The organism is Kitasatospora sp. NPDC057223 (genome assembly GCF_042669755.1).
Lineage (GTDB): Bacteria > Actinomycetota > Actinomycetes > Streptomycetales > Streptomycetaceae > Kitasatospora.
The window spans coordinates 41,176-65,479 of record NZ_JBHUWW010000004.1; the positions used below are offsets into that span (position 1 = coordinate 41,176).

Below are 24,304 nucleotides of genomic sequence, written 5' to 3' on the forward strand. Positions count from 1 at the left end.
TGAACTCCTGTGTGGGGGCGCGCCCGGCCGGGCGCGTGGAGGCGGGGGTTGCTCCCCGAGGGAGGGGAGCCGCTGGCGTGCCGCACTCAGGCCGACGCAAACAATGGACTGGACCAGACGGTCCGTCAAGAGCGGCCTCCCGCCCGGGGCTGCGGCTCGCGCGGCCGGAGCCGGGGCCGGGGCGGCGGGGCCGCCGGCGCTCACGCCGAGTACAGCTCCTCGATGTCCTCGGCGTACCGCTCGGTGATCGCCGCGCGGCGCAGCTTCAGCGAGGGCGTCATCAGGCCCTGCTCCAGGGTGAACTCCTCCGGCAGCAGGCGGAACGCGCGGATCGACTCGGCCCGTGAGACGGCCGTGTTGGCGGCGGCCACGGCCCGCTGGATCTCGGCGTGCAGGTCCTCGTCGGCCAGCACGGCCCAGGCGTCCAGCTGCTCCCGGCCGTGGGTCTTCAGCCAGTGCGCGAGGGCGGGCCCGTCCAGGGTGACCAGTGCGGCGACGTAGGGGCGGTCGTCGCCGACGACCAGGCACTGCGAGACCAGCGGGTGCGCCTGGACGCGCTCCTCCAGGGCGGCCGGGGCGAGGTTCTTGCCGCTGCTGGTGACGATCAGGTCCTTCTTGCGGCCGACGATGCTGAGGTAGCCGTCCTCGTCGAGGTGGCCGAGGTCCCCGGTGGCCAGCCAGCCGTCGTAGAGCGCCTCGGCCGTACATCGGGGGTGGTTCAGGTAGCCCGCGAACACCATCGGGCCGCGCACCCACACCTCGCCGTCGTCGGCGATCGACACCGAGGCGCCCGGCAGCGGCAGGCCCACGGTGCCGAACTTGGCCCGGCCCGGCGGGTTGGCGGTCACCGCGGCGGCCGTCTCGGTCAGCCCGTAGCCCTCGTAGAGGGTCATCCCGGCGCCGGCGAAGAACAGGCCGAGTTCGCGGTTGAGCGTGGAGCCGCCGGACATCAGGTTGCGCACCCGCCCGCCGAGCACCGCCCGCAGCCGCTGGTACACCAGCCGGTCGAAGCTCCGGTGCCGCAGGCGCAGCCGGGGGCCCGGGCCGGGGCCGTGGCCGAGCGCCTTCTGCTCCCGGGCGGCGGCCCACTCGACGGCCACCTCGGCGGCGTGCTCGAAGAGTTCGGCCCTGCCCGCCTCCTCGGCCGCCCGCCGGGCCTGCTGGTAGACCTTCTCCAGGACGTACGGCACGGCGACCAGGAACGTCGGCCGGTAGGTCGCCAGGGCCGGCAGCAGGGCGTCGGTGGTGACCTCCGCCAGGTGCCCGAGCCGGATGCCGCCGCGGATGGCGGCGATCTGCGTCACCCGCCCGTACACGTGGGCCATCGGCAGGAAGAGCAGGGTCGAGGCGGGCCCGGCGCCGCTGTCGTGGAACACGTCGCGCCAGCCGTCGAGCAGGGTGTCGGCCTCGGTGGCCAGGTTGCCGTGGGTGAGCAGGCAGCCCTTGGGGCGTCCGGTGGTGCCGGAGGTGTAGATGACGGTGGCGATGGTGTCGGGCGTGACGCCCAGGCGCTGGCGGTGCACGAGGGAGTCGGGTACGCCCCGGCCGTCCTCGGTGATGGCGCGCACGCAGTCGCGGTCGAGCTGCCAGATCCCGGCGAGGTCGGGCAGGGCGTCGCAGACCGCGCCGACCGTCATCGCGTGGTCCTCGTCCTCCACCACGCAGGCCACCGAGCGGGTCTCGGCGAGGATCCAGCGGACCTGTTCGGCGGCGGAGGTCGGGTAGACGGGGACGGTGATCGCGCCGATCGACCAGAGGGCGTAGTCGAACAGGGTCCACTCGTAGCGGGTGCGGGACATCAGGGCGACCCGGTCGCCGTACCGCACGCCGCGGGTGAGCAGGCCCTTGGCCAGCGCGAGCACCTCGTCGCGGAAGGCGGCGGCCGTCACGTCCCGCCACGGGTGGCCGTCGCCGCGGTCCTCGCCGCGGCGGGCGAGCTGGACGAGGGCGGGGGAGCGTTCGGCGGTGTCGTACAGCGAGTCGGCGAGCCCGCCGCTGGCCGTGACGGCCGGGACGGGGCTGGTGAACTCGCGCACGTTCCCCCCGATTTCCGCGACGGCTGTGCCTGCCGGGGCCCGAGCGGGCGTCCGGTACGGCGTCGCTGTTGGACGGGCAGGTGGGAGCGAAGGTATCGGATTGCCGTGCCACTGCCCAGGGCTGTTGCGCGGGCGGGACGAGATCGGCACGGGCCGGTGAGGAAAGTGCCTGCCGGCCGGGATCCGGCGGCGGACACGGATCTGTACACGGACTTGTACACGGAGTGGACACCCTGTGGACACAGTGCCTGGCCACAGGGGGTGCGCCCGCCCGGAGCGGACGGCACTTTCGCGACCTTCCGGGTAATCCGGACATCCTTCGGTTACGGATCGGTTCGACCCTTCGAACGGGCGGTCAGGGCGGTGTAGGCTCGCGCAGATCCAGTGACCGGGCCCTCCGGCGACCCGGCATGTCCGAACCGATTCCCTGTCCGCGCCTGGCATTTCCCGACCGAGGACTCCATGCGTCTGCGCAGCAGCTCGATCCGCGCGAAGGTCATCGCGCTGCTCATGGTGCCCATCGTCGCGCTCACCGCGCTGTGGGTCTACGCGACCCTCGCCACCACCGGCGACGTCTGGACCCAGCTGCAGGTGGCGAGCACCTACCAGGACTTCGGCGGCCCGGTCGAGCAGTACGCGCACGCCCTGCAGGACGAGCGGCGCGCCGCCGTCCAGCGGCTCGCCGACCCGCGCTCGCAGAACGCCGCCGACGCCTTCCAGGCGACCCGGACCGTCACCGACCGGGCCGCCCAGGTCCTGCACAACAAGGCCGACGGCAGTTCGGCGAAGAAGCTGGACGCCGCCCAGCAGGCCCGCTACCGGGACATCCTGGCCAGCTACGACCAGCTCACCGCGATGCGCGGCCACATCGAGCGCGCCACCGTCACCTGGCCGTACGTCCTCGGCAAGTACAGCGACCTGGTCCGGCCCACCTTCGCCTTCCGGTCCGCCTTCGTCAGCCGCCAGAGCGGCCAACTGCCCCGGCAGGGGACCATCCTGATCGAGCTGGTCCGGGCCCGGGAGTTCCTCTCGCAGGAGGACGCCGCGATGGGCGGCCTGTCCGTCGGCACCGCGAGGACCACCCCTGAGCAGTACCAGGCCGCGGTGGACGCCCTGCACGCCCAGGAGGCGCTGTTCACCGTCTACATCGCCGAACTCGAACCCGCCGACCAGCGCGACTACACCGCCCTGCGCGGCGGCTCCAACTGGGCCGCGCTGGAGCGCGCCGAGCGCGATTTCGAGAGCGCCGGCGGCTACGAGAAGGTCACCGCCGCGATGCTCGGCACCGACTGGAAGGTATCGGCCGAACACGCCCTGGACGACCTCGACGCGATCAACGACCGGCTCTCGGGCGACATCGCGGACCGGGCCAGGTCGTACTCGATCGGCCTGCTCTGGCGCGGCGGCATCGCCGGTGTCATCGGCCTCGCCGCGATCGTGCTCTCCATCGTCATCTCGTACCGGATCGGCCGCGGCATGGCCCGGGAGATGATCGGCCTGCGCAACGCCGCCCAGGAGCTGGCCGCCAACCGGCTGCCCTCGGTGATGCTCCGGCTGCGCCGGGGCGAGCCCGTCGACATCGCCACCGAGGCGCCGGACCTCCAGTTCGGCCCCGCCGAAGTGGGCCAGGTCGGCCGGGCCATCAACGCCGTGCAGCGCGCCGCCGTCGAGGCGGCCGTCGAACAGGCCGAGCTGCGCCGGGGCGTCTCCGCCGTCTTCGTCAACCTGGCCCGCCGTAGCCAGGTGCTGCTGCACCGCCAGCTCACCCTGCTCGACACCATGGAGCGCCGCACCGAGGACCCGGCCGAGCTGGAGGACCTCTTCCGGCTCGACCACCTCACCACCCGCATGCGCCGGCACGCCGAGGGCCTGATCATCCTCTCCGGCGGCTCGCCGGGCCGCGCCTGGCGCAAGCCGGTACGGATGGTGGACGTGGTCCGCGCCGCCGTCGGCGAGGTGGAGGACTACGCACGGGTGATCGTCCGCCCGTTCCCCGGCACCGGCCTGCTCGGCAACTCGGTCGCCGACGTCACCCACCTGATCGCCGAACTGGTGGAGAACGCGGCCGTGTTCTCGCCCCCGCACACCCAGGTCACGGTGCAGGGCGAGGTGGTCGCGCACGGCTTCGCGCTGGAGATCGACGACCGCGGCCTCGGCCTGAGCGAGCACGCCCTCGCCGAGATCAACCAGCGCCTCGCCGTGGAGCAGGAGTTCGACCTCGCCGACACCGACCGGCTGGGCCTGTTCGTGGTCAGCCGGCTGGCCCGCCGGCACGGCATCCGGGTCCACCTGCGGCCCTCGCCCTACGGGGGCACCACCGCCGTCGTACTGATCCCGCGCGAACTGCTCGCCGAGGCGCCGGACGTCATGGCCGAGCAGCCCGCGCCGCCGCCCGCCGAGCGGGCCAGGACGGCGCCGGCCGCCGCGGCCCGGCGCGGGCAGCGCGAGCTCGTCGCGGTGCCCGCCCTCGCCGAGGGCGCACCGCACCGCAGGCACGCCGGACCGGCCGCCCCCGGGACCGAGCCGGAGCCCGGCGACCAGCGCCGCGGCGGCGGCCCCCGCCCCTCGGTCGCCGAACCGGCCCGCCAGCCGGGCGGACTGCCGCGCCGCCGCGCCGGCGGCCCCGTCCTCGTCCCCTCGCCCACCGCGGCGGACGGCACCGGCCGCGGCCGGCACCGCCGGGACGGCGAGCCGCAGGCGCCCGCCGAGCCGGGCGACATGCCGGTGGCCGCCCCGCCGACGCCGCTCGCCGGCCGCCCGGCCGGCGGTCTGCTGCCCCGTCGCGTCCGGCAGGCGAACCTGGCCCCGCAGCTGCGGGAGCAGGCCGCGCAGCAGGCCGCACAACAGGCCCAGGGTGGGTCCGAGCAGGGCGCCGAGAGCGCCCGCGAGCGCTCGCCCGAGGAGGCCAGGGCCACCTTCGCGTCCTTCCAGCGCGGCTTCACCCGTGGCCGCGGCGACCGTCCGCGCCCCGGCTCGCTGACGGCCGTGCCGGACGCCGCCCCGGCGCGCCCCGGCGGCCGGGGGCCGGCCGCGCCCGGCCCGGCGGCCTTCGACCCGGCGATGTTCGACCCGGTGCGGGCCACCGCCCGGCGCGCGCTCACCTCGGCGCCGCGCCCGGCGGCGCTGCCCCCGGCCCCGGCCGGACCGGCCGCGCTCACCGGCCGCCCCGCGCCCGCCTCCACAGCAGACCCGGCCCCTCCCGCACGTCGCATATCCACCGCACCGTCCGCACCATCCGCACCACCCGCTCCAGCGGAAGGAACTGATTCATGACCAGTACGACGCAGCCGTCCGGGGACCTCAACTGGCTCCTGGACGACCTCGTGGGACGGGTCGCGGCCCTGCGGCACGGCGTGATCCTCTCCAGTGACGGCCTGGCCACCGGCGCCTCCAGCGGTCTCTCCCGCGAGGACGCCGAGCACCTGGCCGCCGTCGCCGCCGGCTTCCACAGCCTCGCCAAGGGCGCCGGCCGGCACTTCCAGGTCGGCGGTGTCCGCCAGACCATGGTCGAGCTGGACGAGGCCTTCCTCTTCATCACGGCGGCCGGCGACGGCAGCTGCCTGGCGGTGCTCAGCGAGGCGGAGGCCGACATCGGCCTCATCGCGTACGAGATGGCCCTGCTGGTCAAGCGGGTCGGCGAGCACCTGGCCGCCGAGCCGCGCACCGCGCCGCCCGGGAGATGACGAAGCGATGACCGACGGGACGGGGCAGCAGCCCGAGGCCAGCCTGTTCGAGCCGCGCCCGGCGGCGGACGAGCGCTGGTTCGACGACGAGGCGGGCCCGATGGTCCGGCTGTTCTCGATGACCAGGGGACGGACCAGGCCCGCCGACGAGGGCCTGTTCGACCTGATCTCGATGATCGCCCTCGCCGAGCGCGAGGGGGAGAACGGGGCGGCCGCCGAGCCGGCCCTCGACCCCGAGCACCACACCATCCTCGACTGGTGCCGGCGCGAGCCGCTCACGGTCGCCGAACTCGGCTCGTACACCGACCTGCCGGTCAGCGTGGTGCGGGTGCTCCTCGGCGACCTGTACGACGCCGAGCTGATCTCCGTCACCCGTCCGGTACCGCTCGCCCAACTGCCGGACGAGCGCCTGCTCCGAGAAGTGATCAATGGACTCCGTGCGCTCTGACACCCACCCGGCATCCGGCCGCTGGCCGGGCGGCCCCGCGGTCGCGCTCAAGATCCTCGTCGCGGGGGGCTTCGGCGCGGGCAAGACGACCCTGGTCGGAGCGGTCAGCGAGATCCGCCCGCTGCGCACCGAGGAGCAGCTCAGCGAGCTGGGCCGCCCGTTCGACGACACCTCGGGCGTCGAGGCGAAGCGCACCACCACGGTGGCGATGGACTTCGGCCGGATCGACCTGCGGCCCGGCCTCGCGCTGTACCTGTTCGGCACGCCCGGACAGGACCGGTTCTGGTTCGTCTGGGACGAGCTGGCGCTGGGCGCGCTGGGTGCGGTCGTGCTCGCCGACACCCGCCGGCTCGCCGACTGCTTCCCGTCGGTGGACTTCTTCGAGCAGCGGGGGATCCCGTTCGTGGTCGGGGTGAACTGCTTCGAGGGCACCGAGGTCTTCGCACCCGAGGACGTACGCGCCGCCCTGGACCTCGACCCCGGTGTACCGGTGGTGCTCTGCGACGCGCGGCGGCGCGAGGACGGCAAGGAACTGCTGATCGCACTCGTCGAACACGCCGCCGCGCGCCGGGCGGCCGCGCCCGTCCCGTCCGGATGACGGACACCGGGGGCCGGGCAGGTTGCCTTGCCGGGCCCCCGCGTGGAAGGCTCTGAACCGAAGGCCCCACGCGGGAGGACTCCGCGCGGGGCCGGCGCGGCGCCGTAGCGGCGGCCGGCGCGGACAATCCGGGGGGAGGGCAGCGCCATGACCGTTCAGCGGTCCCGTACGGCCGTGCCCGCCCCGGTCACCCCGGCGTTGACGATCCGCCGGTACATCGACCTGGCGCTGATCTGCAGCGCCTGCTGTCGGTAACACCCCTCCCGCTCCACCGCACGGCCGGGGCCCCGCGCGCTCCCGCGCGCCCCCGCGTCCCGGCACCGGCACCGGCACCTCCGCATATCTGACGGTCCGTCAGATTACCCCGGGATCGGGCCGGTTGCGGTCGGCGGGTGCGGCCACGACCTGCCCGACCTCCCGTCCCGGCTCCTGCGGAGACCCCTGTGAAGCTCGCCCGACCCGCCCTCGCTGCCGCCGCCCTGCTGACCGCCACCGCCTGCGGAGGCAGCGCGGAGGCCGGCTCCGCCGTGTCCGCCGACACGCCGCCCGCCGTGCAGGTGCGGCTGCCGGAGCCCGGGAACTCCGGGGTGCTGGCCGTCGCGAAGAAGGACGGTTCGCTGGACCGCGCACTCGCCGCGGTGCACGCCAAGGTGGCCTGGACGCCGGCCCCGGCCGGATTCGCGGAGGCGGCCGAGGCCCTCAACTCCGGCCGGCTGGACGCCGCGCAGGGCGCCGTCAGCACCGTGCTCGCCCCGCTCGCCGGCACGCCGGGGTTCTCGATCTTCGGTGTGGCGCAGCCGGACCCGATCGGCGAGGGCATCCTGGTCAAGAACAACTCCGGGATCAAATCCGTCAAGGAGCTGGCGGGCCGCAAGGTCGCCGTGGACGACGGCGGCACCGGCGAGTACCTGCTGCTCCAGGCCCTGGCGAAGCACAAGGTGCCGGCCGAGCAGGTCCAGCGCGTGCACCTCGGGCCCGAGGCCACCCGGACGGCCTTCGCCACCGGGGAGGTGGACGCCTGGGCGACGACCGGTGAGCCGGTCGTCACCGAACTGGCCCACGCCAGCGCGTACCTGGTCAGCAGCGCCTTCGGCGCGGGCTCCGACAACTACCGGCTGTGGGCGGTGCGCACCGAACTCGCCCAGCAGCACCCCGAGGTGGTCCGGGCGCTCTACCAGTACCTGCACGAGGCGGGCGACCGTGCCCGGCAGGATCCGGCCGCCTACCTCAACGTGTTCACCGACAGCGGCCCGGACGCCGTCTCCGGGCGGGCGAAGGAGGTGCTGGTCGACGTCGGCCGGGCGGCGGCGCCGGTCGAGCTCGTCCAGGAGGCCGACACCGTCCGGCTGGAGAAGGTCGCGCAGTTGTTCGCCGCACAGAAGGTCACCCCCTCGGTGGTCGACGTCCGTTCTCATCTGCTGGACCCGAGCCGGCTCGCGGGCGGCCCGAAGTGACCTGCTCCGGAGCCCGCCGCCGGGCACGCCGGGAGGGTCTGCCGACCGCGGTGCGGCGCAACGGTCCGTTCATCTGGTTCAATAGGCGCATGAACATCGTCGTGGACAGCAGCCAGGGTCGTTTCGACCTTGAGCCTTTCTGGACGTCCCGGCAGCCGCACCTGTTCGACCAGACGTGTCCGGGCTCGCCTCGCGCGTCCCGGTTCTCCGCCCGCTGAACCACTTCAGCCCCCGGAAGCAATCCCGGTCGACGCGCAGACGACACCCACCGTCAGTCTCGCGCGAAAGTAGCGGCATCATGTCTTCTTCCTCCACCGCCACCCTCTCCGTCCCCTCCGCGACCCCGCACCTGCGCGCCGTCCGCGCCGTGGCCCCGGTGCCCGCCGAACGCAGGCATCCCGGAGCCGCCCAGCCGTACGCGGCGCCGCAGCCGCCCGCGGCCGGCCAGTACCCGGCGGCGGTCCAGTACCCGGCCGCCGTCCAGCAGCCCGCCCTGCCGCCGCAGGCCCTGCTGACCGCACTGCCCGAGGGCGCGACGGTCGTCGCGGCGCTCCCGCAGTCCGCTCTGCCGCAGGGTCTGCTGGCCCAGTACGGCGTGCAGTTCGGTGCGGCCGGCAGCCACCCGATGGTCGGTTACCTGGTGCTCGTCCCGGCGGACGCGGCGCAGGCCGTCACCGGCGCCGTGCAGCAGGCCGCCGCCCCGGTGGCCGAACCCCGCCAGGCCAAGCCCGGCGGGCGCGGCATCAGCGTCGACGTCGAGCGCCGCAACGCCTACGTGGACGGCAAGCTGCTCGACCTCACCTACCTCGAGTTCGAGCTGCTGGCGCACCTCACCGGCCACCCGCAGCGCGTGCACACCCGCGACCACCTGGTCTCCGCCGTCTGGGGCTACGGCCACGTCGGCGACGGCCGCACGGTGGACGTGCACGTGGCCCGGCTGCGCCGCAAGCTGGGCGCGGCGTACCGCGACACCATCGTGACCGTCCGCCGGGTCGGCTACAAGTACACCCCGGTCGCCCAGGGCTGACCGACAGTCAGTGAACACGCGACGAGCCGGCTGACCCACGGGTCAGCCGGCTCGTTGGTCCGGCGGCAGCAGCAGGACGGCGAGGGCGCCCGCACACGTCCGGGCGTGCCCGAGGAACCAGTCCAGCCGGTCGTCGGTCAGGCGCTCCGGCGTGGAGCGGACGGCGAGTGCGAAGCGGGCCTGCCCCCCGTGGTCGAGCACCGGCACGGCGACCGTGCGCACCCCGGCTGCCGACTCGCCGTCGTTGAGCGCGTAGCCGGCCGCCCTGACGTTCTCCAACTCGGCCAGCAGCACGGCCGGTTCGGTGATCGTCCGGTCGGTGAAGGGCTCCAGCGGGCCCAGTGCCGGGGCATCCGGCTCGCCCGCGCGCGGCCAGGCGAGCAGGACCTTGCCGAGCGCCGTGGAGTGCAGCGGGCGGCGCAGTCCGAGGCCGGTGTCGGGGCGGACGGACGCGCCGACCAGGATCACCGCGTGCGGGCCGCTGCGGATCGCCAGGTCGGCGGTCGCGCCGGTGCGCCGTGCGAGCAGGTCCAGCTCCGGTCCGGCGAGGTGCAGGCCCCTTCGGTGGAAGGTGAGTTGGCCGAGCTCGGCGACGGCGGGGCCGAGCCGGTAGCGGGTGGTCTGCTCGTCCTGGTCGAGGAAGCCGGTGCTGACCAGCGTCCGGGCGAGCCGGTGTGCGGTGGAGACCGACAGGCCGGTACGGCGGGCCAGGTCGGAGACGCTGAGGTCCGGGCCGTTGTCGTGGAAACAGTGCAGCAGCCCTAGGGCCCGCTGGACGGCCTGCGCGCCGGCGGGCGGGCTCTGGACGGTGGCCGCCTCGGCCATGGGACCTCGCGTTCTGTGCCGGACCCCTTGCGGCGAGCCGGAGTTGATGGCTGGTTGGGCTGACGGTCCCAGACTATGGCAGCGGGCACTGCGGAATTGTTGCGCCGGTATTGCAATGACATGGCTTTCATGAACAAGTGATCCCACGATATGGAAAAGCTTGCTTCGCGCTCGCCCGGCGTGGAACGCTCAGCCCATCGCACCGGACCGACCGGTGCGGCACCCCGGCCGCGTCCCCAGGACGACGTCCGCGGATGACGCCCGAGCAGGAGGGAGCAGCGCCGTGACGACCCACCGGTGCCCCGCCTTCCCCGCTGCCCGCGTCTGCCGCACCTGTTGTCCCTGACGCGCTGCCCACCACCACGCTCCCCTTTCCCCGCACCGAAGTCGCCGCCCCAGGCGCCCGTGCACCCCCTTCATTCGAGGAAGGCACCACCGTGCCCAGCCACGCCCCGGACACCCTCTGGTTCACCCGCTGCCCCGTTCCCACCGCCACCGGCATCGCCGCCGACCAGGGCTGGCTGGCAAAGGAGTTCGCCGCCGACGGCATCACGGTCCGCTCGCTGCAGGACGCCCCGCCGGAGGTCGCCGCCGACCACCACTTCACCCACGCACTCACCGGACTGTTCCGCGAGGGCGGCAACGTGCCCGCGCTGTGGGCCCGTTCGCGTGGCGAGGCGACCCGGCTGATCGGCCTCACCTGGATCGAGGAGCGCCAGGTGGTGCTGGTCCGGGCCGGCAGCGGGATCACCGGGCCGGAGGGTCTGCGCGGCCTGCGCCTGGCCGTCCCACGTCATGGGATCGGCATCGACTTCTGGCGGGCCATGGCCCTGGCCGGATTCTCCGGCGCCCTCTCGTCGGCCGGCCTGACCCTCGCCGACGCCGAGTTGGTGGACGTCCCGGCGACCGACCGGGCCGGCCAGTGGGCCGCCGAACTCGCCGCGCTCCGGGCAGGCCTGGTGGACGCCGTCTACGTCAAGGGCGCACTCGCCGTCGAGGCGGCCCGCCGCATCGGCGCCGAGATCGCTGTCGAGCTGGACACCGCGCCCGACCGCCGCACCCGGGTCAACAACGGCACTCCGCGCCCGGTCACCGTCCACCAGCGGCTGCTGGACGAGCACCCCGACCTGGTCGTCCGCTTCCTCGCGGTGCTGCTGGACGCGGCCGACTGGGCCGCCGAGCGCCCCGCCGACGTGGCCCGGATCCTGCAGGCCGAGACCGGCGCCGGCGCCGAGGGCGTGGCTGGGGCGTACGCCGAGGGCAGCCACCGCACGCTGCACCTGGACCTCTCCGAGGAGCGGCTCGGCCTGCTCGCCCAGCAGGAGCGCTTCCTGCACGGCCAGGGCTTCCTCGACGCCCCGGTCGACGTCCGGGCCTGGACCGACCCGGAACCCCTGCGCGCCGCCCGCGCGCTGCTCGACGCCCGCCGCACCGCCACCGTCTGACCCTTCCCCAGGAGACTCCCGTGAAGACCCCCCGCCTCGCCCTCACCGCCACCGCCCTGCTCGCCACCGCCTCCCTCGCCGCCTGCGGCTCGTCCGCCGAGGACGCCAAGCCCTCGGCCGACGGCAACGCCAAGACCGACGTGGTGCTGCGCCTGCCCGACCCGGGGAACTCCGGTTTCCTGGCGCTCGGCAAGAAGGACGGCTCGCTCGACAGAGCCCTGGCCGCCGTCCACGCCAAGATCGCCTGGACGGGCAGCGCGGGCGCCTTCGCCCCCGCCGCGCAGGCGCTCTCCGCCGACCAGCTGGACATCGCGCAGGGCTCGATCACCTCGGCCGTGGCCGCGCTCGGCCAGAAGCCCGGCTTCAAGCTGTTCGCGCAGAACGCCCCCGACGCCGTGGGCGAGGGCATCCTGGTCAAGAACGACTCCCCGATCAAGAGCGTGCAGGACCTGGTCGGCAAGAAGGTCGCCTGCTCGCAGGGCGGCACCAGCGAGTACCTGCTGCTCAAGGCCCTGGAGAAGAACGGCATCCCGGCCGACAAGGTGGAGCGGGTCTACCTGCGCCCCGACCAGACCGCCGGCGTGTTCAACTCCGGCCAGGTGGACGCCTGGGCGACCTGGAACACCTTCTCCACCCCGGAGATCTCCAACTCCGGTGCGCACTTCCTGGTCAACGGCAAGGACGTCGGCTCCGACAACTACGCGGTCTGGGCCGTCCGCAACGGCTTCGCCGACAAGTACCCCGCCGTGGTCGGCGCGTTCTACAGCTACCTGCACGAGAACGGCCTGAAGGAGAAGGCCGACCCGGCCGCGTACATCAACGTCGTCACCGACTCCGGGCCGACCGCCGTCACCCCCGCCGAGAAGGAGGTGTCGATCAACGTCACCAAGCAGGGCGCCACGGCCGACGTGATCACCGACGCGGACATCACCCGGTTCGGCACCGTCGCCCAGTTCTTCGCCGACCAGAAGGTCACCAAGTCGCTGATCGACGTCAAGCCGTACGTGCTGGACGTCAGCAAGTTCCCCGGCGGCGGCAAGTGACCGCCCCCGCCCCCGCCGCCCAGGCTCCCGCCGCGCCGGCTCCCACCACTCCCGTCGTCCCGGCTCCGCCGGACACCGCCGCCGCCGTCGCGGCCGGGCTGGTCGCCCCCCAGGCGAAGCTGCCCGCGCCCCGGCCGCGCGCCCTCGCCGTCGGGCTGCGCACCATCGGGCCGCTCGCCCTGCTCGGCATCTGGGCGCTCGCCTCCGCGACCGGGGCGCTCACCCAGGACGTGCTGGCCTCGCCCGCCCAGGTCGTCGAGGCCGTCGGCGAGATCTGGCGCAACGGCCAGCTCGCCGACGCCCTGAGCGTCTCGCTCACCCGGGCCGGGCTCGGTCTGCTGTTCGGTGCGGGCATCGGCCTGGTGCTCGGCGTCGTCACCGGCTTCTTCCGGCTCGGCGAGGAGCTGCTCGACTCCGCCGTCCAGGTGCTGCGGACCGTCCCGTTCCTGGCCCTGGTGCCGCTGTTCATGGTCTGGTTCGGCATCACCGAGACGGCGAAGGTCGCCCTGATCGGCGTCGCCACCAGCTTTCCGATGTACGTCTCCACCGCCGGCGGGGTGCGCAACACCGACCGGAAGCTGATCGAGGCGATGCGCAGCTTCGGCCTCGGCCGGTGGGCGATCGTGCGCACCGTCGTCCTGCCGGGGGCGCTGCCCGCGCTGCTGTCCGGCCTGCGGCTGTCGATGACGCTCAGCGTGATCGCGCTGATCGCCGCCGAGGAGATCAACTCCACCGAGGGCATCGGCTACCTGATGGCCCAGGCGCAGAACTACTCCCGCACCGACATCCTCGCGGTCTGCATCCTGATCTACGGCGTGCTCGGCCTGCTCGCGGACGGCATCGTCCGGGTGCTGGAGCGGGTGCTGATGCCCTGGCGGGCGCAAGGAGCCACCCGATGAGCCACCCGACCACCCCCGGCGACACCCCCGACCCGGGCACCACTCCCGCCGTCCACCTGCGCGGCCTGCGCCGGACCTTCGGGGCCCGGCACGTCCTGGACGGCATCGACCTGGACATCGCCCGCGGCGAGTTCGTCGCCCTGCTCGGTGCCAGCGGCACCGGCAAGACCACCCTGCTGCGCATCCTCGGCGCGCTGGACCGGGCCGACGCCGGCACCGTGCTCGTCCCCCCGGTCCGGACGGTGGTGTTCCAGGAGCCGCGCCTGGTGCCCTCCCAGCGGGTGCTCGCCAACGTCACGGTCGGCCTGCCGCGCGGCGCCGCCTCCCGGGAGACCGGGGTACGGGCACTCGCCGAGGTCGGGCTCGACCGGCACGCCGAGGCCTGGCCCGGCACCCTCTCCGGCGGTGAGGCGCAGCGGGTCGCGCTGGCCCGGGCGCTCGTCCGCGAGCCCCAGCTCCTGCTGCTGGACGAGCCGTTCGCCGCCCTCGACGCGCTGACCCGGCTGAAGATGCAGGACCTGGTCGGCGAGCTGGTCCGCAAGCACCGCCCGGCCGTGCTGCTGGTGACCCACGACGTGGAGGAGGCGATCCGGCTCGCCGACCGGGTGGCCGTCCTGCGCGACGGCGCTCTCGTCACCGACGAGAGGGTCGAGGTGGCCCGCCCGCGCGACTCCGCCGACCCGGCCTTCGCCGCACTGCGCCGGCGCCTCCTCGCGGACCTCGGCGTGTCGCTGCCCGAGCCCGCCACCGTCTGACCCCCCTACCTTCCCACAGAACCGGAGTGATCCCCATGACCGTCACCGTCGGTGTCCACGGCAGCAACCCGTCCCTCTACTACCTCGCCCGCCTGGACTTCCTCGCCGAGGAGCTGGCCCCGCTCGGCGAGAGCGGCGCCTTCCACCACTACACGGACGGCACCCGCACCGGCGCCCTGCTCGCCGACGGCACCATCGACTTCGGCGGCACCGGCTCCACCCCGCCGGTCACCGCCCAGGCCGCCGGCCACGACCTGGTGTACACGGCGGTCTCCGCGCCCCGCCCCGACCACGGCGCGCTGCTGGTGCTCGCCGACGGCCCGGTCCACGACATCACCGGGCTCAAGGGCGGCACCGTCGTCCTCGGCATCGGCTCCTGGCAGACCCACCTGCTCGCCAAGGCCCTGCACGCCGAGGGCCTCTCCTACGCCGAGGACGTCCGGCCGGTGCGTCCGGCGCCCGGCTCCGACCCGGCGGCGCAGCTGCGCAGCGGCGAGATCGCCGGCTGGATCGCCCAGGGCGCGGAGCTGGCCGCCGCCCAGCGGACCGGGGACTTCCGCGTCCTGGTCCGCACCGGCGACGTGATCACCGACCGCTCGGTGTTCTTCGCCCGCCGCGACTTCGCCGAGAGCCGCCCCGAGGTGGTCGCCGCGATCACCGCAGCGCTGGCCCGCGCCGACGCCTGGGTCGAGGCCAACCCCGCCGAGGCAGCCGCGATCGCCGCCGCCGACCTGGGCGGCAGCGCCGAGGACTGGCAGAGCGCCCTCGGCGTCCTGCCGTGGCGCCTGGAGCCGGCCGGCGCCGCGTTCATCGCCGAGCAGCAGGAGGCGGCCGACATCTTCCACGGCGTCGGCTTCATCGACACCGCGATCACCGTCGCCGACGCCCACCTCCCGGCGCTGGAGGCCCCCGTGGCCGCCGCCCTGGCGAAGGCGGTCTGACCGATGGCCTCCGAAGTCCTCTGGTACATCATCCCGCGCGAGGGCCACTACCCGTGGGAGCCGGCCGGCCGCCGCCCGGTCGACCTCGGCTACCTCCAGCAACTCGCCGGTACGGTCGACCGGCTGGGGTACTCCGGCGCCCTGCTGGCGACCGACCTGTACGACGTCTGGACGCTGGGCAGCGCGCTGGCCGCCGCCACCAGTACCAACTTCAAGCCGCTGCTGGCCGTCCACCCCGGCCTGGTCGCGCCCACCCTGCTGGCGAAGATGGCGCTCAGCTTCGACCACCTGCACGGCGGGCGGCTGCGCTTCAACGTGGTGAACGGCTCCACCGAGCAGCTGCGCGAGTACGGACTGCACGTCGAGCACGACGACCGCTACCGGCTGAGCGCCGAGTACTGGTCGATCGTCAAGCGCCTGACCGCCGGTGAGGTGTTCGACCACAAGGGCGAGTTCTACGACCTGAAGAACGCCGGCGCGAGCCTGCGCGAGCTCACCCCCGTGCAGCCCGGCGGCATCCCGCTCTGGTTCGGCGGCAGCTCACCGGCGGGCATCGAGATGGCCGCCGAGCACGTCGACGTCTACCTCACCTGGGGCGAGCCGCCGCACCTGCTCAAGGAGAAGCTGGAGAAGGTCCGCGAGCGCGCCGCCGCCCACGGCCGCAGCCTGCGGATCGGGCTGCGCCTGCACCTGATCGTCCGGGACACCGAGGACGAGGCCTGGGCCGCCGCCGACCGCCTGCTCGACGTCACCAGCCAGGCCACCTACGCCCGCCAGCTCGGCAACCGCGACGGTGAGGACGGCGTCGGCTGGCAGCGCCAGTTCCGCCAGCACGGCGGCAAGGTCCCGGCCCACGCCAGGGAGCTGGAGACCCACCCGAACCTCTGGCCCGGCATGAGCCTGTTCCGCCCGGGCCCGGGCACCGCCGTGGTCGGCAGCACCGCCCAGGTGGTGGAACGCCTCCAGGAGTTCGAGTCGCTCGGCGTCGACACCTTCATCCTGTCCGGCAACCCGCTGCTGGAGGAGGCCCACCGGGTCGCCGAGACCGTGCTGCCCGCCCTCGGGATCAACCGCCGGCCCGGGTCCGGCCACTGATGACCCTCCTCGCCGACGCCCACGAGCTGGCCCCCGACCTGGTACGGCTCCGCCGGGACCTGCACCGCAACCCGGAGACCGGCCTGGCGCTGCCGTACACCCAGGAGGCCGTGCTCAGGGCCCTCGACGGGCTCGGCCTGGAGATCACCACCGGCCGGAAGCTCTCCTCGGTGGTCGCCGTCCTGCGCGGGACGGCGACCACCGGCCCGGCCGCGCCCGCCGTCCTGCTGCGCGCCGACCTCGACGCCCTGCCGCTCCAGGAGCGGACCGGCCTCGGGTATGCCTCCCGCACGCCCGGCGCCATGCACGCCTGCGGCCACGACCTGCACGCGGCGATGCTGGTCGGCGCCGCCCGGCTGCTCGCCGAGCAGCGCCACCAGGTGGCGGGCGACGTGGTGCTGATGTTCCAGCCGGGGGAGGAGGGCCACGACGGGGCCCGGCTGATGCTGGAGGAGGGCCTGCTGGAGGCCTCGGGCCGACGGCCGGTCGCCGCGTACGCCCTGCACGCCACCACCGGCGCGCCGCTCGGCACCTTCGCCAACCGGGCCGGGCCCGCGCTCGCCGGCTCCGGCAGCCTCACCGTGACCGTCCGCGGCTCCGGCGGCCACAGTGCCTGGCCGCACGAGGCCCGCGATCCGGTGCCGGCGCTGTGCGAGATGGTCACCGCGCTGCAGACGGCGGTCACCCGCGGCTTCGACCCGTTCGAACCGGTCGTGCTCGGGGTCGGGGTGCTGCGGGCCGGCACCCAGGCCAGCATCGTCCCCGCTACCGCCGTCTTCGAGGCGACCCTGCGGGCGATGACCGGCCCGGCCCTGGCCCGGCTGCGCGACCTGGCCGTCCGGACCTGCCGGGGCATCGCCGCCGCCCACGGCCTGGAGGCCGACATCGACTACGCCGAGGGCTACCCGGCGACCCGCAACGACGCCGGTGAGGCCGCCTTCGTCGCCGATACCGTCGCCGAACTGCACGGCGCGCACCGCTTCACGCCCGGTGAGCGGCCCGCCATGGTCTCCGACGACATCGGCCGGGTGCTCGCCGAGATCCCCGGCGTCATGACCAGCCTCGGCGCCCTCCCGTCCGGCCTGGACCCGGCGGCGGCCGCGCCCAACCACTCCCCGTCCGCCCTGTTCGACGACGCGGTGCTCCCCGACGGCGCCGCCCTCCTCGCCGAGCTGGCCCTGCGCCGCCTGACGGCCGAGCGGGGCGCGGCCGCGGGTGACTGACGGGACCCGCAACCGCGGCCGGCCCGGCCACCGCGCACGGTGGCCGGGCCGGCCGGGGGAACCGCCAGGGGTCAGCGGCTGAGGCGGTCGATCTCGGCGAGGTCCTCCGCCGACAGCGGGCCGCCCTCCAGGGCGTCGATGTTCTGGTCCAGCTGGGCGACGCTGCTCGCGCCGATGATCACCGAGACCACCCGGGGGTCGCGCAGCACCCAGGACAGCGCCAGCTGCGCCAGGGTCTGCCCGCGGCCCTCGGCCACCTTGTTGAGGGCGCGCAGCTGCTCCAGCTTGGAGCCGGTCAGCGCCTCCTCCTTGAGGAAGTGGCCGACCGACATCCGGGAGCCGGCCGGCACGTCGCCGCTCAGGTAACGGTTCGTCAGCAGACCCTGCGCGAGGGGGGAGAACGCGATCAGGCTGGTCTGCGTCTCGCCGACGGCGTCGAGCACGCCGTCCTCCGGGGTGCGGTTCAGGATCGAGTAGCTCGCCTGGTTGAGCAGCACCGGCGTACCCAGCTCGCGCAGGATCGCCACCGCCTCGCGGTGCTGCTGCGCCGGGTAGTTCGAGATGCCCGCGTACAGCGCCTTGCCCGCACGCACGGCCGAGGCCAGCGCGCCCATGGTCTCCTCGAGCGGGGTCTCGGGGTCGAAGCGGTGGGAGTAGAACACGTCGACGTAGTCGAGGCCCATCCGGCCGAGCGACTGGTCGAGGCTGGCCAGCAGGTACTTGCGCGAGCCGCCGTCGCCGTACGGGCCCGGCCACATGTCGTAGCCCGCCTTGGAGGCGATGAACAGCTCGTCGCGGTACGGGCGGAAGTCCTGCGCGAAGAGCGTGCCGAAGTTCGCCTCGGCGCTGCCGTACGGCGGGCCGTAGTTGTTCGCCAGGTCGAAGTGGGTGATGCCCCGGTCGAAGGCGCGGCGCAGCACCGCCCGCTGCACCTCCAGCGGCTGGGTGTCACCGAAGTTGTGCCACAGCCCGAGGGAGACGGCGGGCAGCTGTACACCGCTGTGCCCGGCACGGCGGTAGGTCATCGAGGTGTAGCGGTCGTCCGCGGCGAGGTAGGTCATGGGCGCCATCCTGCCAGCTCCCGGCCCCGGCGGCGGCGACGGGACCATCGGCCCTGCCGACCGGCGGGCCGCAGGCCGTACGGTGGACGGTGGCCCGGCCCGGGCCCGCAGCGAGAGGACCCGACGATGACGCCGGACAGGCACCCCGGCCCCGCCCGCGACATCGCCTCCCGGGCCGACCTCGACGGGCTGCTGCGCCGCTTCTACGGCGCCGCCTTCGAGGACCCCCTGATCGGCCCGTTCTTCACCGAGGTCGCCGGGCTCGACCTGGAGGCGCACCTCCCGCACATCACCGACTTCTGGGAGAGCGCGCTGCTGCGCACCGGCTCCTACCGTCGCAACGCGTTCGCCCCGCACGCCGCCCTGCACGAGCGCCGGCCGATGACGGCAGAGCACTTCGGGCGCTGGGTGCAGCTCTGGCGGGCCGCCGTGGACGGGCTGGTCGCCGGCCCGGTCGCGGAGCGGGCCAAGGAGCAGGGCGAGCGGATCGCCGTGAACCTGCTGCGGCGCACCTCGGGCGGCACCACGGACGGCGCCGGCGGCGGGTTCGTCCCGCTGGCCGCGGTGCTGCTCCGCAGCTGACCGGCGGGAGCGGGCCGGTAGAAGTGGTGATCAACAAGCCCTTGCCCGCCCCGCGGCCGCCTGCATATGCTCGCGGTGGATCGTGTGTGTGCGGTCGGGCCTCCGGCGGCTTCGAGCCCGCCGGACGAGAACGGAGGGGGAGTGCCATGTGCCGTCGCACCGCCCCTCTCCGCTGTTGTCGCCCCCGCAGCACCGCGCGCTGACGCCGGCTCACCGCCCGCCCGCGCGTCCCTCCCATGGTGCTGCCGCCGCGCGAGCGCAGCCGTGCCCCGGGCGCTCCTTCGCGGTGGTGGCCGTCCCAGCCCGTTCGAACGCCCCGCAAGGAGACCGTCATGCGGTTCACCGTCTCGTCCCTCGTCTCCAACGGCCCCGATCCGGTGACGGGTGTGCAGCGCACGCCGCACGAGAAGCTCCACAACGTCCTCGACCAGGCGGTCACCGCGGAGCGGCTCGGCTTCGACGGCTACGGGGTGGGGGAGCGGCACGGGGAGCCGTTCCTCTCGCCGGCGCCGCCGCTGCTGCTCAGCGCGATCGCCGCCCGTACGTCCACGATCCGGCTGTTCACCACGGTGACGGTGCTGAGCATCCTCGACCCCGTCCGGGTGGCGGAGGACTACGCGATGCTCGACCAGCTCTCCGGCGGCCGCCTCGAACTGATCATCGGCAAGGGCAACGACCCCCGGCACTTCGGGCTGTTCGGCCTCCCCGAGGACCGCCAGTGGGACGCCCTGGCCGAGAACTACGGCCTGCTGCGCCGGCTCTGGCGGGAGGAGAAGGTCAGCTGGGAGGGCACGACCCGGCCGCCGCTGACCGGGGTGACCACCTCCCCCCGGCCGCTGCAGACGCCCATCCCGGTCTGGCACGGCAGCGCGACCAGCGAGCAGTCGACCGACCTCGCGGCCCGCCACGGCGACCCGCTGTTCTCGGCGAACTCCTTCCACCCGCTGGAGAAGTACCGGGCGCTGGTGGACCACTACCGCGAGCGCTGGGAGCACTACGGCCACGACCCGAAGGAGGCCAGGGTCGGCACCGGCTTCGGCGGGCTGTTCCTCGCGGAGCGCTCGCAGGACGCGGTCGAGGGCTTCCGGCCGTACTGGGACGCCATGTTCGGCTCGGCGGCGGGCCGGTACAACAACTCGCCGTTCAGCTCGCTGGAGGACGCCCTGGAGCGCGGCTCGGCACTGGTCGGCAGCCCGCAGCAGGTGATCGAGAAGATCCACCGCTACCACGAGGCGTTCGGCAACGAGGTGGTCGGCATCGGCGTCGACTCGCTCACCGAGGACGTCCAGCACGAGCAGCTGGAGCTGTTCGCGGCCGAGGTCGCGCCGGTGATCCGCCGGGAACTCCCGCACCGGGACTGACCGCCCGGCCGCTGCCGATCCGGCGGAACGTGACGTACGCCTCATCGCGCCCGCCGCCGGGGTGGAGTGGCGGGCCCGGCGGCCGGGCAGTGGATCATTCGACGGGCCGGCCGGCGACCACCGCGTGGCCGGCCCGGGCCGTGGCCGCCGGGGGGCGGCGCACGGCCCTTCGTACCCGTCCGTGCGGCCGCGCGCGAGAGTCGCCCCGCCGGCCCGCCGGTGGCGCCCGGATCCGCCGGGATCAGCGGCCCTGCCGTCGCATAGGCTGCTTGCACGATGGTGCGGATAAAGGTGCTGGGGTCCCTCGCGGCGGAGGTCGGCGGCGGCCGGGTCGGTCTCGGCGGCCCGCGCCAACGCGGCGTGCTCGCACAACTGCTGGCCGCCCGCGGCGCCGTCGTCCCGGTCGACCGGATCATCGACGACCTGTGGCAGGGCAGCCCGCCGGCCAAGGCCGCCGTCTCCGTCCAGGCGTACGTCTCCAACCTGCGCCGCCTGCTGGAGCCCCGGCGTGGACCGCGCGAACCGGCGCGGCTGCTGGTCAGCGAACCACCCGGCTACGCCGTCCGGCTGCCGCCCGACGCCGTCGACGCCTGGCGCTTCGAACACCTGCTGGAGCAGGCCCGCACGGACCGCCCGGCCGCCGCCGCGCTCGCCCTGCTCGACGAGGCGCTGGCGCTCTGGCAGGGCGACGCCTACGCCGAGTTCGCCGACACACCGTGGGCCGCCACCGAGACCGTCCGGCTGACCCAACTGCGGCTGGCCGCCCGCGAACAGCGCGCCGCGCTCGCCCTGCACGACGGCCGACCCGCGGACGCCGCGATCGAGGCCCGCGCGCTCACCGACGAGCACCCGCTGCGCGAGGAGGGCTGGCGGCTGCTCGCCCTCGCCCTGTGGAGCGGCGGCCGGCAGGCCGAGGCCCTGGACGTCCTGCGCCGGGCCAGGGCCGTCCTGGCCGAGGAGCTGGGGCTCGACCCGGGCCCGGCACTGGCCGCCCTGGAGTCCGCGATCCTGCGCCAGCGCACCGACCTGCTCACCCCGGCCGCCGTGGCGCCCGCGCCGGCCGCCCGGCTGCCGAGGCCGCCGGGCGGCCCGCTGTTCGTCGGGCGGGAGGCCGAACTCGCCGCGCTGCGCCGGGCCGCCGCCCGGGCCCGGGCCGGCGAGCAGGCCGTCGCGATCGTCACCGGCGAGGCCGGGGCCGGCAAGTCCACCCTGCTGGCCCGGCTGCACGCCGACCTCACCGCGGACGGCTGGCTGTCCGCCCGCGGCCGCTGCCCGGAGACCGAGGGCGCGCCGCCCGCCTGGGCCTGGACCGAGGCCCTGCGCGAACTCGCCCGGTGGTCGCCCCCGGCCGACGCCCTCACGCCCGCCCTCGCGCCCGTCCTCGACGAGGGCGGCGGCCACCGCCCGCCGGAGCCCCGGCCGGCACCCGGCGGGGGCGGCGCCCTCCTCACCGCCCGCCGCTCGGACGCCCTGGCCGGCCGGTTCCGCCTGCACCGCGCCGTCGGCGACTGGCTGCGCCGGGCCGCCGCCGACCGCCCGGTGGCCATCGTGCTGGACGACCTGCACGCCGCCGACCACGAGACCCGCGCCCTGCTCGCCGACCTGGCCGGCGGCCCGCCCACCCCCGGCCTGCTGCTGGTGCTCGCCCACCGCCCCGGTGAGGGCGATCTCACCGACACGCTCGCCGTCCTCGCCCGCCGCTCCCCGCACCGGGTGCCGCTGGCCGGACTCGGCGAGGCCGACGCCGGTCGGCTGATCGAGTCCGTCTGCGCGGCCGCCGTCGACCCGCAGACCGTCCACGCCCTCGCCGACCGCACCGGCGGCAACCCGTTCTACCTGGTCGAGAGCGCCCAACTGCTGGCCGGCGAAGGCGCGCTGGTCGCCGTCCACGAAGTCCCGCAGGGCGTCCGGGACGTGCTGCGCCGCCGCTTCGACCGGCTGCCGGCGGCCGCCCTGACCGCCCTGCGGCTCGCCGCCGTGGCCGGCCGCGAGGCGGACGCCGACGTCCTGCTGCGCGCCTCGGACGCCGACGAGGACGAACTCGTCGACGCCCTGGAGTCCGCCGTCGCCGGCGGCCTGCTGACCGAACCCCGCCCCGGCACCGTCCGGTTCACCCACGCGCTGGTCCGCGACACCCTGTACGCCGACCTCGGCGGGCTGCGCCGGGCCCGGCTGCACGGCCGGGTCGCCGACGCGCTGCGCGCCCTGCGCCCCGACCACATCCAGGCGCTCGCGCACCACTACACCCGCGCCGCCACCGGAGCCACCGCCGGCCTCGCCGTCGACTACTGCGTGCGCGCCGCCGAGGCCGCCGAACGCCGCTACGCCCACGAGACCTCCGCCGCCCTGCTCCAGCAGGCCCTCGACAACCTCGACCGGCTGCCCCCGGACGGCGCCGACCGCGAGGCGCGCCGTGTCGCGCTGCTCGGCGCCCTGCTGCGGGCCCAGGTCCGGATGGGCGCGGTGGCCGCCGCGACCGACACCCGGGCCACCGCCCTGCGGCTGGCCCGCGACGCCGGCCGGCACGACCTGATGATCGAGGCGTGGACGGCCTGGACCGAACCCACCCCCTGGGTCACCCACCCGTACGGCACCGTCGACCAGGCCGCCGTCGACTCGCTCACCGCCCTGCTCGCCCGGCCCGGCATCCCCGCCGCCACCCGCTGCCGCCTGCTCGACGCGCTCAGCTACGAGTTCGACTGCTCCGGCCACCCCGAGGGCTGGGCCGTCGCCGCCGAAGCCCTGGCCATCGCCCGCGCCGAGGGCGACCCCCGGCTGCTCGCGATGGCGCTGGCCGCGCAGGCCCGGGTGCACGACTACGAACTCGCCACCGAGCTGCGCTCGGCCATCGCCGTCGAACTCTCCGCGCTGGCCGGCGAACACGACCTGCCCGCCTACCGCTGGCACGCCGAGCTCCTGGCCTGCACGGTGGCCGCGACCGAGGGGGACATGCCCGCGCTGCGCGCGCACGTGCGGACGGCCCGGGCGATCGCCGACGCCTACGGGATGGCCGAGCTGACCGACATCGGCACCGGCCAGCAGGGCATGCTGGCCATCGCGGCGGGCCGCACCGAGGAGGCACGGCTGCTGTTCGCCCGCACGACGGCCGGCCTGCGGGCCCGGCGCTCGCCGCACGCGGAGGGCTTCAACGCGCTGGTCACCGTCGTGATGGCCGTCCAGCAGGGCCGGGTCGGCGAGGAGTTGCCGCTGATCGAGCAGATGCGCGAGGTCTACGGGCCGCTCGCCGCCGACCTGCACGCGCTCGCCCTGGCCGCGCTGGGCCGGCCGGCCGAGGCCCGGGCGGCCCGCGCCGGGCGGCACGTCGTCCCGGCCGACTACTACCGCTCGCTGTTCCTCTGCGTGCGGGCCGCCGCCGTCGTCGCCCTGGACGAACGGGCCGAGGCGGCCGCGCTGCTGGACGAACTGCTGCCGCTGCGCCACCTGGTGGCCGGCAGCGCCAGCACGTCCGTGGCGCTGTGGCCGGTCGCCCGCAGCCTCGGCGACCTGGCCCGGCTGCTCGGCCGGGACGCGGAGGCCGCCGGGTACTACCGGGAGGCCGCCGCCGTGGCCCGGCGCTGGGAGTCCGCGCACTGGGCGGCGGACGCCGAACGCGCCCTGGCCGCGCTGTCCGGCGGGACGGGCCCGGAGCACTGAGCCCTCGGGCCGGGCCGTCTCCAAGCCGGCCCGACCATGCTCCGGGCCTGCTTGGAACACGGCCCCAAGCAGGTTCCAAGCGGCCTGCGGCACGCTGACCGGGACGTCTCCACCGACCTGCCCCGGCCGGTGCCCCGCCAGGGGCGCCGCCCGGTGGCCACGGCCCCGCCGAAA

19 protein-coding genes are annotated in these 24,304 nt (G+C 75.0%); 16 read left to right on the top strand and 3 right to left on the bottom strand.

Features of this window, described 5'->3' with window-relative positions; translation table 11 throughout:
• Positions 1-200: 200 nt before the first annotated feature.
• A complete protein-coding gene (locus tag ACFUK0_RS02835) occupies positions 201-2,036 on the bottom strand; it encodes an AMP-dependent synthetase/ligase (RefSeq protein ID WP_380246216.1) in 1,836 nt (611 codons plus the stop codon).
• A gap of 462 nt (positions 2,037-2,498) precedes the next feature.
• Here ACFUK0_RS02835 and ACFUK0_RS02840 point away from each other — a divergent pair, with 462 nt between their 5' ends.
• From ACFUK0_RS02840 to ACFUK0_RS02865, 6 genes are all read left to right on the top strand, one after another.
• A complete protein-coding gene (locus ACFUK0_RS02840; protein ID WP_380246217.1) occupies positions 2,499-5,309 on the top strand; it encodes a nitrate- and nitrite sensing domain-containing protein in 2,811 nt (936 codons plus the stop codon).
• The gene (locus tag ACFUK0_RS02845; protein ID WP_380246218.1) at positions 5,306-5,719 is read left to right on the top strand and encodes a roadblock/LC7 domain-containing protein; all 414 of its coding nucleotides are present in this window, start codon (positions 5,306-5,308) and stop codon (positions 5,717-5,719) included. Before ACFUK0_RS02840 ends, ACFUK0_RS02845 begins: the two co-directional genes overlap by 4 nt.
• Before the next feature lie 7 nt (positions 5,720-5,726).
• Complete coding sequence (locus ACFUK0_RS02850; protein ID WP_380246219.1) at positions 5,727-6,167, top strand: DUF742 domain-containing protein; 441 nt, start codon at positions 5,727-5,729, stop codon at positions 6,165-6,167.
• Entirely contained in the window at positions 6,148-6,765 is a 618-nt protein-coding gene (locus ACFUK0_RS02855; protein ID WP_380246220.1) for an ATP/GTP-binding protein, read from the top strand. Before ACFUK0_RS02850 ends, ACFUK0_RS02855 begins: the two co-directional genes overlap by 20 nt.
• Positions 6,766-7,208: 443 nt before the next feature.
• On the top strand, positions 7,209-8,219 hold the full coding sequence (locus ACFUK0_RS02860) for an NrtA/SsuA/CpmA family ABC transporter substrate-binding protein (RefSeq protein ID WP_380246221.1): 1,011 nt from the start codon (positions 7,209-7,211) through the stop codon (positions 8,217-8,219).
• A 298-nt stretch (positions 8,220-8,517) separates the two neighbouring features.
• Positions 8,518-9,246: a winged helix-turn-helix domain-containing protein gene (locus ACFUK0_RS02865; protein WP_380246222.1), complete on the top strand. Its 729-nt coding sequence runs from the start codon at positions 8,518-8,520 to the stop codon at positions 9,244-9,246.
• A gap of 42 nt (positions 9,247-9,288) precedes the next feature.
• Here the strand turns inward: ACFUK0_RS02865 and ACFUK0_RS02870 are convergent, their stop codons facing one another.
• Positions 9,289-10,071 carry an IclR family transcriptional regulator gene (locus tag ACFUK0_RS02870; RefSeq protein WP_380246223.1) on the bottom strand — a complete coding sequence of 261 codons (783 nt, stop codon included), beginning with the start codon at positions 10,069-10,071 and terminating at the stop codon, positions 9,289-9,291.
• 437 nt (positions 10,072-10,508) lie between these two features.
• Here ACFUK0_RS02870 and ACFUK0_RS02875 point away from each other — a divergent pair, with 437 nt between their 5' ends.
• Genes ACFUK0_RS02875 through ACFUK0_RS02905 form a run of 7 tightly spaced genes read left to right on the top strand, consistent with a single transcriptional unit; the run spans position 10,509 to position 17,472 of the window.
• Positions 10,509-11,516, top strand: a complete 1,008-nt coding sequence (locus ACFUK0_RS02875; RefSeq protein WP_380246224.1) for an ABC transporter substrate-binding protein — start codon at positions 10,509-10,511, stop codon at positions 11,514-11,516.
• A 20-nt stretch (positions 11,517-11,536) separates the two neighbouring features.
• Positions 11,537-12,559 (top strand): ABC transporter substrate-binding protein, encoded by a 1,023-nt coding sequence (locus ACFUK0_RS02880; protein ID WP_380246225.1) that lies wholly within the window; start codon positions 11,537-11,539, stop codon positions 12,557-12,559.
• A complete protein-coding gene (locus tag ACFUK0_RS02885) occupies positions 12,556-13,458 on the top strand; it encodes an ABC transporter permease (RefSeq protein ID WP_380246226.1) in 903 nt (300 codons plus the stop codon). Before ACFUK0_RS02880 ends, ACFUK0_RS02885 begins: the two co-directional genes overlap by 4 nt.
• The gene (locus ACFUK0_RS02890) at positions 13,455-14,213 is read left to right on the top strand and encodes an ABC transporter ATP-binding protein (RefSeq protein WP_380246227.1); all 759 of its coding nucleotides are present in this window, start codon (positions 13,455-13,457) and stop codon (positions 14,211-14,213) included. The genes ACFUK0_RS02885 and ACFUK0_RS02890 overlap by 4 nt, the downstream gene beginning before the upstream one ends.
• 35 nt (positions 14,214-14,248) lie before the next feature.
• Positions 14,249-15,154, top strand: a complete 906-nt coding sequence (locus ACFUK0_RS02895; RefSeq protein ID WP_380246228.1) for an ABC transporter substrate-binding protein — start codon at positions 14,249-14,251, stop codon at positions 15,152-15,154.
• 3 nt (positions 15,155-15,157) lie between these two features.
• Complete coding sequence (locus ACFUK0_RS02900) at positions 15,158-16,249, top strand: LLM class flavin-dependent oxidoreductase (protein ID WP_380246229.1); 1,092 nt, start codon at positions 15,158-15,160, stop codon at positions 16,247-16,249.
• On the top strand, positions 16,249-17,472 hold the full coding sequence (locus ACFUK0_RS02905; protein ID WP_380246230.1) for a M20 family metallopeptidase: 1,224 nt from the start codon (positions 16,249-16,251) through the stop codon (positions 17,470-17,472). The genes ACFUK0_RS02900 and ACFUK0_RS02905 overlap by 1 nt, the downstream gene beginning before the upstream one ends.
• A gap of 71 nt (positions 17,473-17,543) precedes the next feature.
• On the opposite strand, the gene ACFUK0_RS02910 is transcribed toward ACFUK0_RS02905, so the two are convergent.
• Positions 17,544-18,533 carry an aldo/keto reductase gene (locus ACFUK0_RS02910; RefSeq protein ID WP_380246231.1) on the bottom strand — a complete coding sequence of 330 codons (990 nt, stop codon included), beginning with the start codon at positions 18,531-18,533 and terminating at the stop codon, positions 17,544-17,546.
• 126 nt (positions 18,534-18,659) lie between these two features.
• On the opposite strand from ACFUK0_RS02910, the gene ACFUK0_RS02915 reads away from it, so the two are divergent.
• The 3 genes from ACFUK0_RS02915 (at position 18,660) to ACFUK0_RS02925 (ending at position 24,130) form a co-directional block, all read left to right on the top strand.
• Positions 18,660-19,115, top strand: coding sequence for a group III truncated hemoglobin (locus tag ACFUK0_RS02915; RefSeq protein WP_380246232.1), 456 nt, complete (start codon positions 18,660-18,662; stop codon positions 19,113-19,115).
• Between the two features lie 332 nt (positions 19,116-19,447).
• Complete coding sequence (locus ACFUK0_RS02920) at positions 19,448-20,476, top strand: LLM class flavin-dependent oxidoreductase (RefSeq protein WP_380246233.1); 1,029 nt, start codon at positions 19,448-19,450, stop codon at positions 20,474-20,476.
• A 276-nt stretch (positions 20,477-20,752) separates the two neighbouring features.
• Entirely contained in the window at positions 20,753-24,130 is a 3,378-nt protein-coding gene (locus tag ACFUK0_RS02925; protein WP_380246234.1) for a BTAD domain-containing putative transcriptional regulator, read from the top strand.
• Positions 24,131-24,304 lie beyond the last annotated feature (174 nt).

Bases quoted from the DNA above. Each gene is read 5' to 3' on its own strand.
- ACFUK0_RS02920 (WP_380246233.1), top strand. From the start codon at position 19,448: ATGCGGTTCACCGTCTCGTCCCTCGTCTCCAACGGCCCCGATCCGGTG.
- ACFUK0_RS02900 (WP_380246229.1), top strand. From the start codon at position 15,158: ATGGCCTCCGAAGTCCTCTGGTACATCATCCCGCGCGAGGGCCACTAC.
- ACFUK0_RS02905 (WP_380246230.1), top strand. From the start codon at position 16,249: ATGACCCTCCTCGCCGACGCCCACGAGCTGGCCCCCGACCTGGTACGG.
- ACFUK0_RS02865 (WP_380246222.1), top strand. From the start codon at position 8,518: ATGTCTTCTTCCTCCACCGCCACCCTCTCCGTCCCCTCCGCGACCCCG.
- ACFUK0_RS02850 (WP_380246219.1), top strand. From the start codon at position 5,727: ATGACCGACGGGACGGGGCAGCAGCCCGAGGCCAGCCTGTTCGAGCCG.
- ACFUK0_RS02855 (WP_380246220.1), top strand. From the start codon at position 6,148: ATGGACTCCGTGCGCTCTGACACCCACCCGGCATCCGGCCGCTGGCCG.
- ACFUK0_RS02895 (WP_380246228.1), top strand. From the start codon at position 14,249: ATGACCGTCACCGTCGGTGTCCACGGCAGCAACCCGTCCCTCTACTAC.
- ACFUK0_RS02925 (WP_380246234.1), top strand. From the start codon at position 20,753: ATGGTGCGGATAAAGGTGCTGGGGTCCCTCGCGGCGGAGGTCGGCGGC.
- ACFUK0_RS02915 (WP_380246232.1), top strand. From the start codon at position 18,660: ATGACGCCGGACAGGCACCCCGGCCCCGCCCGCGACATCGCCTCCCGG.
- ACFUK0_RS02910 (WP_380246231.1), bottom strand. From the start codon at position 18,533: ATGACCTACCTCGCCGCGGACGACCGCTACACCTCGATGACCTACCGC.
- ACFUK0_RS02840 (WP_380246217.1), top strand. From the start codon at position 2,499: ATGCGTCTGCGCAGCAGCTCGATCCGCGCGAAGGTCATCGCGCTGCTC.
- ACFUK0_RS02845 (WP_380246218.1), top strand. From the start codon at position 5,306: ATGACCAGTACGACGCAGCCGTCCGGGGACCTCAACTGGCTCCTGGAC.
- ACFUK0_RS02870 (WP_380246223.1), bottom strand. From the start codon at position 10,071: ATGGCCGAGGCGGCCACCGTCCAGAGCCCGCCCGCCGGCGCGCAGGCC.
- ACFUK0_RS02890 (WP_380246227.1), top strand. From the start codon at position 13,455: ATGAGCCACCCGACCACCCCCGGCGACACCCCCGACCCGGGCACCACT.